Below are 13,821 nucleotides of genomic sequence, written 5' to 3' on the forward strand. Positions count from 1 at the left end.
GAACTAGGGTTGGCGGATGGCTTTGCGGCTTGCACGGACGCGGGACGAGGCGCACCTGTACATGGATCTGCATCCATGCCAGCGGTGCGGGTCGGTCGAGGTGGAATGGAAGAGCGCCCTGGTGGATGCCGAGGGTGAGCTGGCTCGCAGCTATTCCGGCAGCTGCGAGTGCGGCGCGCTGCGGGAGTTCGTGTTCCGGCTGCCGGCCCCCGGTTCGGTGCCGGCGTCCGGTGACCGGTACCACTTCGGCGGCGATCAGCCGTCGGAGTTGCTCGATGCCGGCGAGTGGTTGTGGGTCGCGGACATGACGGCAAGTGACGTGCCCACCGACGACCCGACTGCCGGGTTGAACGCCCTGTCGATCGCCGTGGCGGCGATGAACGAGGTGGTCAAGTTCATCCCGGCGGGCGCCGAGGCGGTGCCCGACGAGGCGTTCTGGTCCGAGCGGGGCCGTCGGGTGCGGGACCAGGAGCCCGGTCGGTTCGACCGGGAACGGCTGCTGGTGGTTCGGGACAGCTACTGGTCCTCGCTCGCCGAGCGGCAGTCGGGTGGCGACCGGTCGTGATGCCGGAGCGGCCGGCGCTGGCACGGACTCCGGCCGAGGCCCGGTTGCGGCTGGAGCTGACCGAGTGCCCGGTGTGCTTCGAGCGGGAGACCCGGTGGCGGTTGGTTTCGACGGCCACTGTCGCCGGTACCGCGTTGGAGCGGTACGCGGGCAGCTGCGGCCGGTGTGGCGCCGAGCGGGAAGCGGACTTCCGTGCCCCCGGGGACGCGTCGACCGATGCGGGCGGTACCGAGCCGGCGACGCGGTTCGGCGCTGGCCGGCCCTCGGAGCTGCTGGACGCGGCGGAGTGGTTGGAGGCGGCGACGCTGACCGAGGCGGCGGCCGACGCCGGCCCGGCCGAGCCGGCGGCGGAGCGCCGGGCCCGGCTGGAGTACGCGCGTGACGCCGTGGTGGAGGCGATGCGGTTTCTGCCGCCCGACGGTGACCGGGTGCCGGAGGCCGACCTGTTCTCGCCGCTGGGCCGGCAGGTGGCCGCGGCGGATGCGCGGCGGTTGACCCGGGACTGGATGCGAACGATGCGGGACGGGTACGAGGTGTTGCTCGCCGAGATCGACGACCGGAGGTGAGCATGGCGGAGGCTCACGGTGACGATCTGGCGACCCGCCGTGCGCTGCGCCGCGCGTTGCTGGACGTGGCGGCGGTGGCCTGCCCGGACTGCGCGCCGGTCGTCGAGCGCGAGCGCGGGCCGTTCCTGGTCGAGGTGGAACCGCCCACCGGCGCCGGCCGGTACGTGTGTGCGGCCACCGTGGCGACCGCCCCACCCGGGATGTCGTGGAGCGCTCCCGAGCTGGTCCGAGCCGCGGCCGATGCGCTCACCGGGCGGGGGTGGGCGGTCGGGGCGGAACCGACGTTCGACGACCGGCAGCGGTACGAACTGCGTGCGGAACGGCCGGGGCACCGGGTGGTGGCCTCGGTTCGGGCCGACGAAGGGATCCTGCGCTTTGCCGGGTGGGCCGACGCGGCGCCACCGGAGCCGGTTGCGGCGGCGCCGCGGGCCCGGCCGGCGGACGGGTGGTCGCCGGCCGGGGAGTTGCAGGCGGCGTTGCAGGCGGCCGTCGACCGCGGCGACGAACGGAGGTACGTAGGCCTGCTGCTGGACGCGCCGCTGTATCTGCCGGCGTCCGGCGATGCGGCGGCGGAGTTCGCCACGGTGGTCGTCGACGGTCTGGTGCACCTGGTCGCGTTCACGGCACCGGCGTCGGGGCTGGGGACCGAGGGCGGTTATCGCGCGACCACCTACCTGGACCTGGCGCAGCGGTGGCCGGATCCGGGCTGGCGGCTGGCGGTGGACCCTGGTACGCCGATCGAGGCGTACCTGCCGGCGCCGTCGGCCGCCGACGGGGCGGTCCGGTTGCCCGCCGGGCCGCCGCGGGGCCCGGCGGATGCGGAGCCGTTCCGTCCGTTGAACGCCCTGGAGGTGGCGCTGTCCGAGGCGGTCCGTGCGGACGACCGGGATGCGATCTTCGCCGCGCTCGGCGCCGACGGTGTGCTCGTCTGGATGGCGACCAGCACCGCCGACCTGCGACCGGCCGACCCGGGTTTTGGCTGGCCGCTGGTGCCGATGGACGGCGGCCTGGCCGTCTGTGTGTTCACCGCGCCCCAGCGGGCCGCTGGCGCGCTCGGCGTGGGTGTCGAGGTGACACCGGTCGAACTGGCCGAGGTGGCCGCCGGGTGGCCGGACCGGACGTACCGGCTGGTGGTCGATCCGGGTGGGCCGCTCGCGGTGACGGTGCCCGGTTTCGTGATCTCCAGCCTGGTTCGCGGCTGACGGCCTTCCGGCGGCGCCCGGGTAGGGTGGCGGCATGTCGATGCCTCGCGCCCGCACCAGGAGCGAAGCGCACGTCTACATGGATCTGGTGCCGTGCCCGTGCGGCGAGAACGAGTTCGCCCCCGACGTCGACGTGCTGGACCCGGAGCCTCCCCGGGTGCTGCGTTACGTCGGTGACTGCCCCCGCTGCGGGCGATCCCGCGAGTTCGTCTTCGAGCTGGCGGAGCCGCCGGCGGTGGCCCCGGACGGGTTCGTGCTCGGATACGGTGACCAGCCGTCGACGATCATCGACGCCGGCCAGTGGCTGCTGGTCGCGGAGATGTGCCGGCGGGTGCTGGAACAGGTGGCCGAGTCCGGTGAGTCGTTGACCGGGGTGCAGATCCCGGCGGTGCACGAGACGGTGCTGCTGGCCGCGGCAGCCGTGGACGAGATCGGCAAGTTCCTTCCGGCCGGCGCCGCGGAGCTGCCGGCGGACGCGTTCTGGACCGAGCAGGGCCGCTCGGTGCGTGCGGTGGCCGGGCCGCTCCTCGACCCGGAGGAGTTGGCCGCGGCACGGGCCCGGCGGTGGGCCGCGGTGGCGGAGTTCGAGGCGCTGTACGGGATCGACGACGATGACGACGAGTCGCCCCCGGCAACGCGAGGAGACGTGAGCTTTCGATGAGCCTTCGGCTGGCCCGGACCGCGTCCGAGGCGTACCTGTACATGGCCCGCCAGCCGTGTGAGCACTGCGGCGCGACCGGTTTCGAGCCGGAACGCTCCGCCTCGGAGGTGGTCGACGGGGTCCTCGCCCGGCGCTACCTGGGGGCCTGCCCATCGTGCGGGATGTGGCGCGAGTTCGTCTTCCGGGTGCCGGACGACGCTTCGGCGCCGCTCGACGACGGGACCGGCTTCGGCGGCCCGACGCCCTCGGAGCTGCTGGATCCGGGCGAGTGGTTGGAGCTGGCCGACGCGATGTTCGCCCAGGTGCCGGACAGCCCGGTCGGGTTGACCGACGCGCAGCGCCGGGAGGCGTCCGGCGCGCTCGGTGCCGGTATCGCGGCGCTGGCCGAGGTCGTCAAGTTCATCCGGCCGGGCGCCGACTCGGTCTCCCCGTTCGCGTTCTGGACCGAACGGGGTCGGGCGTTGAGTCTCGACGCACGGTGGCGGTTCGACGCCGAGCGACTGCGCGGCGACCTGGCCGACGCCCGCGCGGTGCTGTCCGGTTTCGCCGACTGACGTCCAGCTTGCTTGGACCGGTGACGCTGCGGCCTGGGGTCTGCGGTGTGCTGGGTGCGGTGTCGGGTGTCAGGTTCGGGTGTCATGCTCGTGCGGGTGCGCGGCGGGCGGGCGCGGCGCGAGATGAAGACGGAGAGTGCGGTGGCGACTACCGAGGATGTACGGGCCGAACCCGGCAGACGGGTCGGCCGGCGGGTGGCGTTCGCCGCCGTGCTGGTGGTGGTGGAGGCCCTGCTGCTGGGGCTGCCGTGGTGGACGCTGGCGCTCGCCCCGGGGTGGCCGACCGGTGTCGTGGCCGCCGGTACCGTCGTGTTCGTCGCGGCGGCCGTTGCCTTCCCGGTGCTGATGAACCTGGGCCACCGGCGCGCCAACGACGCCGCGGCCCGGACCGGCGACACGATGCTCGGCGTGATCGGCGTGCTGTTCGTCTGGTGCACGCTGGCGCAGCTGGTGCGGTTGCCGCTGCTCGCGACCGACCTGTCCGGCACCGCGGTGTCCCGGATCGTGGCCGGGGTCGGCCTGGTCGTCACGATAGGCCTGCTGGCCTGGGGCTACGTCGAGGCGATGCGGCTGCCGCGGGTGGCCGAGCGGTCGGTCCGGCTGGACCGGCTCGGCGCCGGCCTGGATGGGCTGCGGGTGGTGCTGATCACCGACACGCACTACGGCCCGATCGACCGGGCCGGCTGGTCCCGTCGGGTGATCGACGTGGTCAACGAGCTGGACGCGGACATCGTCTGCCATACCGGTGACATCGCGGACGGCTCGGTGACCGCTCGGCTGGCGCAGGCCGCGCCGCTGGGCGACGTGCGGGCTCGGCTCGCCCGGGCGTACGTGACGGGCAACCACGAGTACTACGGCGAGGCGCAGGCCTGGATGGACCACATGGCCCGGCTCGGCTGGTCGACGCTGCACAACGAGCACCTGGTGGTGGAGCGCGGCGGCGACCGGCTGGTGGTGGCCGGCGTCGACGACCGCACCGCCGGCTCCTCCGGTACCGGGCACCGCGCCGACCACGCCGCGGCGCTCGCCGGCGCCGACCCGGCCCTGCCGGTACTGCTGCTGGCGCACCAGCCGCAGCAGATCGGGCTGGCGGTGGAGCACGGGGTGGATCTGCAGCTGTCCGGGCACACCCACGGCGGCCAGATCTGGCCGTTCCACTACCTGGTCCGGCTGGACCAGCCGTCCGTCGCGGGGCTCAGCCGGCATGGCGACCGTACACAGCTGTACACCAGCCGCGGCACCGGCTTCTGGGGCCCGCCGTTCCGGGTGTTCGCGCCGAGCGAGATCACCGTCCTGACGCTGCGGTCTGGCGCCGCGACCTCCTGACCCCCGTACCGGCCCGGTGCCGTGCGGGACCCCCGGCCGGCAGCCCGCCAGGCCACCGCGCTGGTGGCCCACCGGGCCACGGGGCTGACGGCCGCCGGGCCGCCGGACCGCCGGCCACCGGACTGGCAAGGCCGCCGGGCCGTCGGGCCGCCGGGCGGCCGGCCACCGGGCTGGCGGGCCGCCGGGCCGTCGCGGCGCCGGCCGTCGGGCTGGCCGAGGGCCGGGTGCCGAATGCCGCCCCGGGCCGGGCGCGCCGTGCCCCGCGCGTAACGTGGCGGGGGTCATGGCAACGGGAGAGCAGCCGCCGGACCCGGCGATGGTGTGGGTGCCGGGCGGCACGTTCACGATGGGGTCGGACCTCGCCGACTACCCGGAGGAGGGGCCGCCGCATCCGGTCACCGTCGACGGGTTCTGGATCGACCCGACCCCGGTGACGGTGGCGCAGTTCGCCCGGTTCGTCGCCGACACCGGATACCGGACGGTGGCGGAGCGGCCGCTGGACCCGGCGCAGTACCCGAACGTCGACCGGCGGCTGCTGCTGGCCGGTTCGCTGGTGTTCACCCCGACCGACAAGCCGGTCGACCTGACCGACATGCAGCAGTGGTGGCGGTACGTGCCGGGCGCGAGCTGGCGGCATCCGGAGGGCCCGCGCTCCGACGTGACCGGCCGGGACGAGCATCCGGTCGTGCACGTGTGCGCCGAGGATGTCGAGGCGTATGCGGCGTGGGCCGGCAAGCAGCTGCCCACCGAGGCGGAGTGGGAGTGTGCCGCCCGCGGCGGCCTGTCCGGTGCGACGTACGCCTGGGGCGACGAGTTCCTGCCCGCTGGCAAGCGGATGGCGAACACCTGGGCCGGCGAGTTCCCGTGGCACAACCTGAAACCCGCCCGGCGGCAGCGCACCACGCCGGTGCGCACCTTCCCGCCCAACGGGTACGGGCTGTACGACGTGGCCGGCAACGTGTGGGAGTGGACCGCCGACTTCTACCGCAGCAACCATCCCGCCACGCACGCCTGCTGTGCGCCGCCGGTCAACCCGCGGGTGGACGACGCCGAGGGCAGCTACGGCGACCAGGAGCAGGGCGGCGCGCACGTGCCGCGGCGGGTGCTCAAGGGCGGCTCGCACCTGTGCGCGGAGAACTACTGCCGGCGGTACCGTCCGGCGGCTCGCCAGGCGCAGCAGGTCGAGTCGGCGATGTCGCACATCGGTTTCCGCTGTATCGCCCGGCCCGGGTCCTGACGCCGCGGCACGACCGCGGACCTCGCCGCCGGTCCGGACCACCCTCGGCGAAGTACCGATACACCCGCCTCACCTCCCGGAACGCCGCGGTACGGCAATCGCCGTCAGCGCCACGCCAAGCCGGACACCAACCGGCGTGCGAATACTGGGCGCGTACCGCACCGCATGCTCCACCACGAGGGAGGGTCCATGTCGGCAGAAGAACTGGTCCGCGCCTGGCGGGACGAGGACTTCCGGCTTGAGCTGGAGTCCGCCGTAGCGCACCCGGCCGGAGAGGTCGACCGCGAGCTGTACGTGTCCACCGGCGCGGCGTCCACCTGCAACTACGCCAGCGTCACCTGCTCGCACATCTGCAGCTGCGCGATCTGATCGGGGGTCGGGGGCCGCCCGACCGGGTCGTCCGGTCGGGCGGCCCCCGACGGCCCCTCGCCGGCCGCGGGCAGTCGCCCCGCGCCCTCGCCGGCGGGTACGTCGGTGCCGGTCGGCGCACGTCTCGCGGACCGGCAACGGATCCAGGTGGCTGGGAGGTCGGCGTGGAGGCAGATCCGGTGACGCTGCGGCGGGCCATGACCCAGGCGTTGTCCGCGGTGGAACGGGGCAAGGCGGCGGTCGTCGAGCCGGGCCGGTCGGCCCGCGCCGAGCGGATCCTCGCCCGCTGGCGGGCCCAGCCGCCGTTCCACAAGGCGGGCTGGTTCGACCGCCGGCTGGCCGCCGACGGGCTGACCGTGGAGGTGGTGCGCGACCTGCTCGCCGAGCCGCCGGACGCGCTGGCCGAACGCGTCATGGCCGGCGAGGCCGGCGCACCGACCGAGCCGCTGGCCCAACGGGTCGGTGCCGGCGACTCGTGGGTGGACGAGCTGGTGGCCGCGTTCGCGGATCCGGCGACCATCGACCTGCCGGCCGAGTACGACCTCGCCGCGGTGGCCGGCCCGCTGCTGGCCGCCGCCGCCGACCGGCTGCGCGCCGCGCTCGCCCCGCTCGGTGACACCCCGTTCGGCGATGCCGACGCCGCCGTCGCGCGGTTCCTGCCCTCGCTGATCGGGCACGCGTACGAGCTGGCGCAGCGCAGCATGGTGCTGGAGGTGCAGGTGGCGAGGGTGACCGGGGTGTTGACCGCGGACACCTCGGCCGGCCGGTACCGGCAGTTCCTGGACCGGCTGCGGGATCCGGGGATCGCGGCGGGGCTGCTCGCCGAGTACCCGGTGCTGGCGCGGCGGCTGGTCACCGCGTGCCGCAACTGGGTGACGGCCAGCAGTGAGCTGGTGCACCGGCTCGTCGCCGACCTGCCGGAGCTGTCCGCGCGGTTCGCCGACGGCGCCGCGCTCGGCGTGGTGACGGAGCTGGAGACCAACCTCGGCGACCGGCATCGGGGCGGCCGCACGGTGGCCCGGCTGCACTTCGAGCACGGCGTAGCGATCCTGTACAAGCCGCGGTCGCTCGCCGTCGACGCGCACTACCAGCAGCTCGTGTCATGGCTCAACGGGTACCTGCGGTGGCCGCTCGCCGAGCTGGCCTGCCTGCCGCGGGACTCGTACGGCTGGGTGGCGCACGTGTCGGCGCGGCACTGCGGGGACGCGGCCGAGCTGCACCGGTTCTACCACCGGGCCGGCACCCTGATCGCGTTGCTCTACCTGCTGGAGGCGACCGACTGCCATGCGCAGAACCTGATCGCGGTCGGTGACCAGCCGGTCCTGATCGACCACGAGACGCTGCTGACCCCGCGGCTGCGGGAGGACCTGCACGAGCTGTCCGCCGCCGAACTGCTGGCCAACACCGCGATCGGGGCTCGGTACTGCGCTCCGGGATGCTGCCGTACCGGGCCTGGGTGGAGGTCGGCAACGGGGGCGCCGACGTGTCGGCGCTGGGCTGGGATCCGCGCGAGCTGCCGCCGCGGGAGATCCCGGAGCTGGTGCACGCCGGTACCGACGAGGTCCGGGTCGGGTACCGCCGGGTCGGCATCGGCCAGGTCGCGTCCCGGCCGTTGCCGCCCGGTGAACCGTTGCGGCTGGCGGACTTCCACGCCGATCTGGACGCCGGCTTCACCGAGGCGTACCGGATCCTCGCCCGGCACCGGGACACCGTGCGCGAGCTGCTCGCCGCGTTCGCCGACGACGAGATCCGGGTGCTGTGCCGGGAGACGATGGAGTACCGCACCCTGCTGGTGTCCGGGCTGCACCCGGACCGGCTGCGGGACGGGCTCGCCGCCGACCGGCACCTGGACCGGCTGTGGGAGCTGGTGCCGCGGCTGGAGGTGGTCGCGCCGCTGCTGGCGTCGGAGCGCGCCGACCTGGTCGAGACCGACGTGCCGGTGTTCACCGCGCGGCCGGCCGGTACCGCACTGTCCGATGCCGCCGGACGGCGGTTGCCGGCGGTCGCCGACGAACCGGCACTCGCCCTGGCGCTGGCCAAGCTCGACGCGCTGGGCGAGGACGACCTGGCCGTGCAGCGGTCGCTGCTGCGGTGGGCGGTCGAGTCGTCCCGCACCGATCACGTGCCGCAGGCGGGCGGCACCGGTTCCGCGGCGGTACCGGTGGCGCCGCTGCCGGCGGCGGACCGGGTCGCGGCCCGCGCGTTGGACTACGCCGGACGGGCGGCCGACCGGCTGGTGGCGCTCGCGTACCGGAAGGACGGCAGCCTCGCCTGGACCGGCCCGGGGCTGCTGCCGGGCGGCGCGTGGGCGCTGGCGCCGCTGGGCGCCGACCTGTACTCCGGTACCGCCGGCGTCGCGCTGTTCCTGTCCCGGCTGGCGGAGCTGACCGGCGCGGCGGACCACCGGGCTGCGGCGGCGGGCGCGCTGGACACGCTGCGCGCGCAGGTACTCCGGTTGCCGCGGAACCTGGCCGGCGGGCTCTGCGGGTACGGCGGCGTGCTGTACGCGCTGGCCCACCTGCACGCGATCCGGCCGGACGAGGAACTCGCGGCGCTCGCCGACAACATGGCCGTGGGCGTCGGTGAACTCGCCACCGAGGACGCCGAGTACGACGTGATCAGCGGCGCGGCCGGCTCGATCGGCGGGCTGGTCGCCTGGCACGCGGTACGGCCGTCTGCCGCCGTGCGCGCCGCGGTACGGGCCTGCGCGGACCACCTGTGCGCGCGGGCGCAGCGGCAGCCGGCCGGGATCGGCTGGCGGGCGGCGTCGATGGCCGACGTGTCGCCGCGACCGCTGGCCGGCTTCGCGCACGGGGTCGCCGGGCAGGCCTGGGCGCTGGCCCGGGCCGCCGCGCTGACCGCGGAGCCCCGGTACGCGGGCACCGCGGCGGCGGCCTTGGCGTACGAGCGGTCCCTGTTCGACGCCGCCGCCGGCAACTGGCCGGACGTGCGTACCGGTGTCCCGCACGCGGCGGCGTTCCCGGTGCTGTGGTGCCACGGCGCCGTCGGGGTTGGCCTGTCCCGTACCGGGCTGCTCGCCACCGCGCGCGAGCTGGGCACCAGCGACCTGGCCGCCGGTGCCCGGGTGGCCGGCGATGCCGGCGCCGGTGGGACCGCCGTCGCCGGGCGGCGCGATACCCCCGGTGACCTGCCCGGTGTGGGTACCGTCGGCGAGCTCACCGCCGATCTGCACACCGCGCTGGGTACCACCGCGGCGGCCGGGTTCGGCTGGAACTTCTCGCTCTGCCACGGTGATCTGGGTGCCCTCGACCTGTTCCGCACCGCCACCGGGGTACTCGACGGCGCCGCCGCGCGTGCCGCCGGCGAGACGGCGCTGCGGCAGGCCGACGCGATCATGGACCGTCTCGACGAGCGCGGGTGGGTGTGCGGGCTGGCCGGCGGCACCGAGAACCCGGCGCTGCTGGTCGGCCTCGCCGGCATCGGCTACGGCCTGCTGCGGGCCGCGGCCCCCGACCGGGTGCCGTCGGTACTCGCCCTGCACCCGCCGGCGGCCGACCGGTCCGCGACGTCCTGACGCCGGCTCGATCCGCTCCCGGGGTCACGGATCGTTTCGTCCTGCTCGGGCTCGCGGAGGGGGTTTCGCGCCGCGCATCGATGCCACCCGAAGAGTTGTCGACGCCGGTGTCGGTAACCTACGCTAGGATGCTGACACCTGCGTCGGTAAATTCTTGCCGGCCTCGACCCCCTCCGGCCGGAGGAGATTGGTGAGCAGTCGATGTACACGGTGATGAACCGGATTCCGGTCCCCGCTGAAAGTGCGGCCGCGTTCGAGGAGCGTTTCGTGGGCAGCATGCGCGAGACGCTGCCCGGCGTGGCCGGCCTGCTCGGTGCGCGCTTGCTGCGCCCGCGCAGCCGGGGGACGAGTACGTGGCGGTGATGGAGTTCACCGACCGGGAGGCGTTCACCGCGTGGATGCGGTCACCGGCCTTCCACGCCGCCCACGGCCCCGACACCCAGGGCATGGGCGGCAGCGTCGAGATGTTCGAGACCGTCGCCGCCGTCGGCGCCTGAGCACGGGCGGATCCTTCTCATGTACCTCGCCCTCCGCGACCTCCGGTTCGCCCGCGGTCGCTTCGCCCTCATCGGCGCGGTGGTCGCCATGATCGCCGTACTCGGCGTCATCCTGTCCGGGCTGGCCAGCGGGCTGGCCGACTCCGGCGTCTCCGGGCTGCGTGGCCTGCCCGTGACACACCTCGCCTTCGACAAATCCGCCACCGGCGAGCTGTTCTCCCGCTCCACCGTCACGAAGTCCACCTGGCAGGCGTGGGCGTCCCAGCCCGGGGTGCGCAGGGCCGAACCGCTCGGGCAACAGCTCGTCCACGCGCGGCGGGTCGGTGCGGGCGACCAGCAGCTCGACCTCGCCGTGTTCGGGGTCGAACCCGGTGGGTTCCTGGCACCCGCGCCGGTCTCGGGCCGGCCCCTGTCGGCCGCCCCGAACGGCGTCCTGATCAGCGAGGACATCGCCAAGCAGGGCATCGCGATCGGCGACCGGCTGAGCGCCGGGCAGGCCGGAACCGAGCTGACGGTGGTGGGCACGATCGGCCACGCGTCGTTCGGCCACGTCGGGGTCGTCTACGCGCCGCTCCCGCTGTGGCAGCGGTTGCACTACGGGCTGCCCGGGCCGGTGCCCGCGGCGGCCACCGACCAGGCGACCGCCGTCGCTCTCCAGCTCGCGCCCGGCGCCGACCCGGCCGCGGCCGACCGCCGGCTCGGCACCCGGACCGTCGACAAGTCGGGCAGCTACGCGGCATCACCCGGCTACACCGCCGAGTCCAGCACCATGACCCTGATCCGCGGCTTCCTGTACGCGATCTCCGCGCTGGTCGTGGGCTCGTTCTTCACCGTCTGGACGATCCAGCGCCGCCAGGAGATCGCCCTGCTCAAGGCCATCGGTGCCGGCACCGGTTACCTCCTGCGCGACGCGCTGACCCAGGTCACGGCCGTCCTGCTGGTGGCGACCGCGGCCGGCACGGCCGTCGGAGTCGCGCTGGGCAGAGCGATGAACCGGTCGGCACCCTTCTCCCTCGACGCCGGCCAGCTGCTCGTGGCCGCCGCCGCACTGATCGTTCTCGGCCTGGCCGGAGCCGCCGTCGCGGTCCGCCGCATCACCAGGGTCCAGGCCCTCACCGCACTCGGAGCCAACCGATGACCACCCCGAACGCGTCCACCACCGTCGAGGGCGCGGTGCGGTCCGCCGCGCTGCGCCTGACCGGTGTCACCCTTCGCCTGGGCAGCGAAGCCCAGCAGGTCACCGCGCTCGACCGGGTCGACCTGGCCGTCGCGCCGGGCGAGTTCGTCGCCGTCACCGGCCCGTCCGGCTCGGGAAAGTCCAGCCTGCTCGCCGTCGCCGGTGGCCTGCAGAGCCCCACCGAGGGGAGCGTGCACGTCGCCGGCGCCGACCTGACCAGCCTCAAGGAGGGCCGGCGCACCGCACACCGACGTGACCACATCGGCTACGTCTTCCAGCACGCCAACCTGCTCGCCTCCCTCACCGCCCGGGAACAGCTGCTCGTGTCGGCGCACATCGCCGGCCGCCTCGACTCGTCGGCCCGCCGCCGGGCCGACGAACTGCTCGACGCGGTCGGCATGGCCGGGCACGCCGACCGGCGCCCGCACCAGCTCTCCGGAGGCGAGCGCCAGCGGGTCGGGCTGGCCCGCGCACTTCTGCTCGCCCCGGAGGTACTGCTCGTGGACGAACCCACCTCCGCGCTCGACCGTGCCCGCTCCCGCGACATCGTCGACCTGCTTGCCGAGCAGACCCGCACCCGGCGCACGGCCACCGTCATGGTCACCCACGACACCGAGATACTGGACGCGGCCGACCAGGTCCGGCAGCTGCGGGATGGTCGACTGACCTGACCCGCACCGCGAAAGGCGCAGCCACCCATGCCCAAGATCAACGCAGCCACCGTGGCCGAGCACCGTGCCCAGCAACGGGCTGCGTTGATCCGGGCGGCCATCGACATCCTGATCGAGCAGGGCGCCGCCGCGGTCACCCCCGGCGCGGTCGGCGCTCGCGCGGGCCTCGCCCGGTCCAGCTTCTACCAGTACTTTCCCTCCGGCGCCGGCATCCTGGCGGCCATCGTGGAGGACGCCTTCGCCGCCGCAAACACCGTCCTCGACCAGGCCCTGGGCGCCGTCGAGGAGCCGTCGGGACGGATCGACGCCTTCGTACGCGCGGAGCTTCGTCTCGCGGCGCAGGGCCTGCACCGCCCCGCCGCCGCGCTGCTGCGCGCCGAACTACCGGCGGAATGCCGCGACCGGGTGCACGAACTCCACCAGCTGCACTACCTGCCCCTGCAGGCAGCGATCGCGGCGAGCAGCGCCACGGAGCCGCAGCTGACGGCCCAGCTCGTCGGTGGCCTGCTGCAGGCGGCGATGACCGCCGTCGAGCAGGGCGCGGACCCGAACCAGGTCGCCGACCGAACCCTGCACCTGATCCATCACGGGCTCCGTTGAAAACACCCGAGCATCCCGGGACGCCGGCGGCCGGTCGGGTCCCGCCGCGCTCGTCGTCCGGGCGACGGAGTCGACTCGATCCCGCCGCGCTCGTCACCCCGGGCCGGGCGGAGCATCGGCGTCGCCACGCAGCACCTGGAGTCGCGCCCCGGTCAGCTCCGGCCCGGGAGTCAGCCCCAGCTGGTCCACCAGCCGGGCGCTGATCTGCGCGTACACCTGCAGCGCGGCGGCCTGCTGACCGCCGCCGGCCAGGGCGATCATCAGCCGGGCGTGCAGCGCCTCGTGCAGCGGGTCGGCGTCGGCGAGGATCCGCAGCTGCGGCACCGGATGGTGCCGTCCGGTCCGGGCGGCGGCCTCGGCGTACCGGATGGCGGTGGCGATGCGCTGCTCGGCCAGCGTGGCGACCGGGGCGCTGCCGCGCAGCAGGTCGACGTCGGCCAGCGGGGTGCCACGCCACAGCCGCAGCGCCGCCTCGTAGCGTTCCCCGGCGAGCAGGTGGTCGCCGGCCGTGACCGCGGTTCGCGCCTGCTCGGTCAGCCGGCCGAACCGCAGCAGGTCCAGCCCGTCCGCCCGGATCCGCAGCCGGTAGCTCGCCCCGGTGGACTCCAGGACCGCGCGGCGCCGCTCCGCCGGGGCGCCGGGCAGCAGCAGCGCCCGCAACCGGCTCACGTACGCCTGCACCAGGTGCACCGCGGTCGCAGGGGCGGCGCGCGGCCACAGCCGGTCGATGATCTCCTCCCGATGCACCAGCGTGTTCGGGTGCAGCGCGAGCAGCCCGAGTACGGCTCGCTGCCGGGGCGGGCCGAGCCGGACCGGCCGGCCACCGACCCGCAGCTCCAGCGGGCCCAGCACGCGCAGGAC

At 74.8% G+C, this 13,821-nt stretch carries 12 protein-coding genes and 3 pseudogenes; 14 read left to right on the forward strand and 1 reads right to left on the reverse strand.

The window, feature by feature from the left end:
* Positions 1–16: 16 nt before the first annotated feature.
* From Athai_RS03925 to Athai_RS03995, 14 genes and pseudogenes are all read left to right on the forward strand, one after another.
* Positions 17–565, forward strand: coding sequence for a hypothetical protein (locus Athai_RS03925; RefSeq protein WP_203960202.1), 549 nt, complete (start codon positions 17–19; stop codon positions 563–565).
* Positions 565–1,131 (forward strand): hypothetical protein, encoded by a 567-nt coding sequence (locus Athai_RS03930; protein WP_203960203.1) that lies wholly within the window; start codon positions 565–567, stop codon positions 1,129–1,131. Before Athai_RS03925 ends, Athai_RS03930 begins: the two co-directional genes overlap by 1 nt.
* A gap of 2 nt (positions 1,132–1,133) precedes the next feature.
* On the forward strand, positions 1,134–2,333 hold the full coding sequence (locus tag Athai_RS03935; RefSeq protein WP_203960204.1) for an SseB family protein: 1,200 nt from the start codon (positions 1,134–1,136) through the stop codon (positions 2,331–2,333).
* Positions 2,334–2,367: 34 nt separating this feature from the next.
* On the forward strand, positions 2,368–2,994 hold the full coding sequence (locus tag Athai_RS03940; protein ID WP_203960205.1) for a hypothetical protein: 627 nt from the start codon (positions 2,368–2,370) through the stop codon (positions 2,992–2,994).
* Complete coding sequence (locus Athai_RS03945) at positions 2,991–3,548, forward strand: hypothetical protein (protein WP_203960206.1); 558 nt, start codon at positions 2,991–2,993, stop codon at positions 3,546–3,548. Before Athai_RS03940 ends, Athai_RS03945 begins: the two co-directional genes overlap by 4 nt.
* A 141-nt stretch (positions 3,549–3,689) precedes the next feature.
* Positions 3,690–4,874: a metallophosphoesterase gene (locus Athai_RS03950; RefSeq protein ID WP_239156705.1), complete on the forward strand. Its 1,185-nt coding sequence runs from the start codon at positions 3,690–3,692 to the stop codon at positions 4,872–4,874.
* A 283-nt stretch (positions 4,875–5,157) separates the two neighbouring features.
* Complete coding sequence (locus Athai_RS03955; protein WP_239156706.1) at positions 5,158–6,111, forward strand: formylglycine-generating enzyme family protein; 954 nt, start codon at positions 5,158–5,160, stop codon at positions 6,109–6,111.
* Positions 6,112–6,300: 189 nt separating this feature from the next.
* Positions 6,301–6,480, forward strand: a complete 180-nt coding sequence (locus Athai_RS03960) for a mersacidin/lichenicidin family type 2 lantibiotic (protein WP_203960207.1) — start codon at positions 6,301–6,303, stop codon at positions 6,478–6,480.
* Positions 6,481–7,181: 701 nt separating this feature from the next.
* Positions 7,182–7,808: pseudogene (locus tag Athai_RS35180) on the forward strand (DUF4135 domain-containing protein); the annotation flags it as partial.
* A gap of 86 nt (positions 7,809–7,894) precedes the next feature.
* Positions 7,895–10,015, forward strand: a pseudogene (locus Athai_RS03970) (type 2 lanthipeptide synthetase LanM family protein); the annotation flags it as partial.
* A 213-nt stretch (positions 10,016–10,228) separates the two neighbouring features.
* Positions 10,229–10,512 (forward strand): annotated as a pseudogene (locus tag Athai_RS33850) (antibiotic biosynthesis monooxygenase family protein).
* Between the two features lie 19 nt (positions 10,513–10,531).
* The gene (locus tag Athai_RS03985) at positions 10,532–11,650 is read left to right on the forward strand and encodes an ABC transporter permease (protein ID WP_203960211.1); all 1,119 of its coding nucleotides are present in this window, start codon (positions 10,532–10,534) and stop codon (positions 11,648–11,650) included.
* Positions 11,647–12,360, forward strand: coding sequence for an ABC transporter ATP-binding protein (locus tag Athai_RS03990; RefSeq protein WP_203960212.1), 714 nt, complete (start codon positions 11,647–11,649; stop codon positions 12,358–12,360). Before Athai_RS03985 ends, Athai_RS03990 begins: the two co-directional genes overlap by 4 nt.
* A gap of 27 nt (positions 12,361–12,387) precedes the next feature.
* Positions 12,388–12,960 carry a TetR/AcrR family transcriptional regulator gene (locus tag Athai_RS03995; protein WP_203960213.1) on the forward strand — a complete coding sequence of 191 codons (573 nt, stop codon included), beginning with the start codon at positions 12,388–12,390 and terminating at the stop codon, positions 12,958–12,960.
* Between the two features lie 93 nt (positions 12,961–13,053).
* Here Athai_RS03995 and Athai_RS04000 read toward each other — a convergent pair whose 3' ends face one another.
* Positions 13,054–13,812, reverse strand: coding sequence for an AfsR/SARP family transcriptional regulator (locus Athai_RS04000; RefSeq protein ID WP_203960214.1), 759 nt, complete (start codon positions 13,810–13,812; stop codon positions 13,054–13,056).
* Positions 13,813–13,821: the final 9 nt, after the last annotated feature.

This window comes from Actinocatenispora thailandica, from assembly GCF_016865425.1.
Lineage (GTDB): Bacteria > Actinomycetota > Actinomycetes > Mycobacteriales > Micromonosporaceae > Actinocatenispora > Actinocatenispora thailandica.

Coding starts and splice junctions, on each gene's coding strand:
- Athai_RS03925 (WP_203960202.1), top strand. CDS start 17: ATGGCTTTGCGGCTTGCACGGACGCGGGACGAGGCGCACCTGTACATG.
- Athai_RS03995 (WP_203960213.1), top strand. CDS start 12,388: ATGCCCAAGATCAACGCAGCCACCGTGGCCGAGCACCGTGCCCAGCAA.
- Athai_RS03985 (WP_203960211.1), top strand. CDS start 10,532: ATGTACCTCGCCCTCCGCGACCTCCGGTTCGCCCGCGGTCGCTTCGCC.
- Athai_RS03960 (WP_203960207.1), top strand. CDS start 6,301: ATGTCGGCAGAAGAACTGGTCCGCGCCTGGCGGGACGAGGACTTCCGG.
- Athai_RS03935 (WP_203960204.1), top strand. CDS start 1,134: ATGGCGGAGGCTCACGGTGACGATCTGGCGACCCGCCGTGCGCTGCGC.
- Athai_RS03945 (WP_203960206.1), top strand. CDS start 2,991: ATGAGCCTTCGGCTGGCCCGGACCGCGTCCGAGGCGTACCTGTACATG.
- Athai_RS03940 (WP_203960205.1), top strand. CDS start 2,368: ATGTCGATGCCTCGCGCCCGCACCAGGAGCGAAGCGCACGTCTACATG.
- Athai_RS03955 (WP_239156706.1), top strand. CDS start 5,158: ATGGCAACGGGAGAGCAGCCGCCGGACCCGGCGATGGTGTGGGTGCCG.
- Athai_RS03930 (WP_203960203.1), top strand. CDS start 565: ATGCCGGAGCGGCCGGCGCTGGCACGGACTCCGGCCGAGGCCCGGTTG.
- Athai_RS03990 (WP_203960212.1), top strand. CDS start 11,647: ATGACCACCCCGAACGCGTCCACCACCGTCGAGGGCGCGGTGCGGTCC.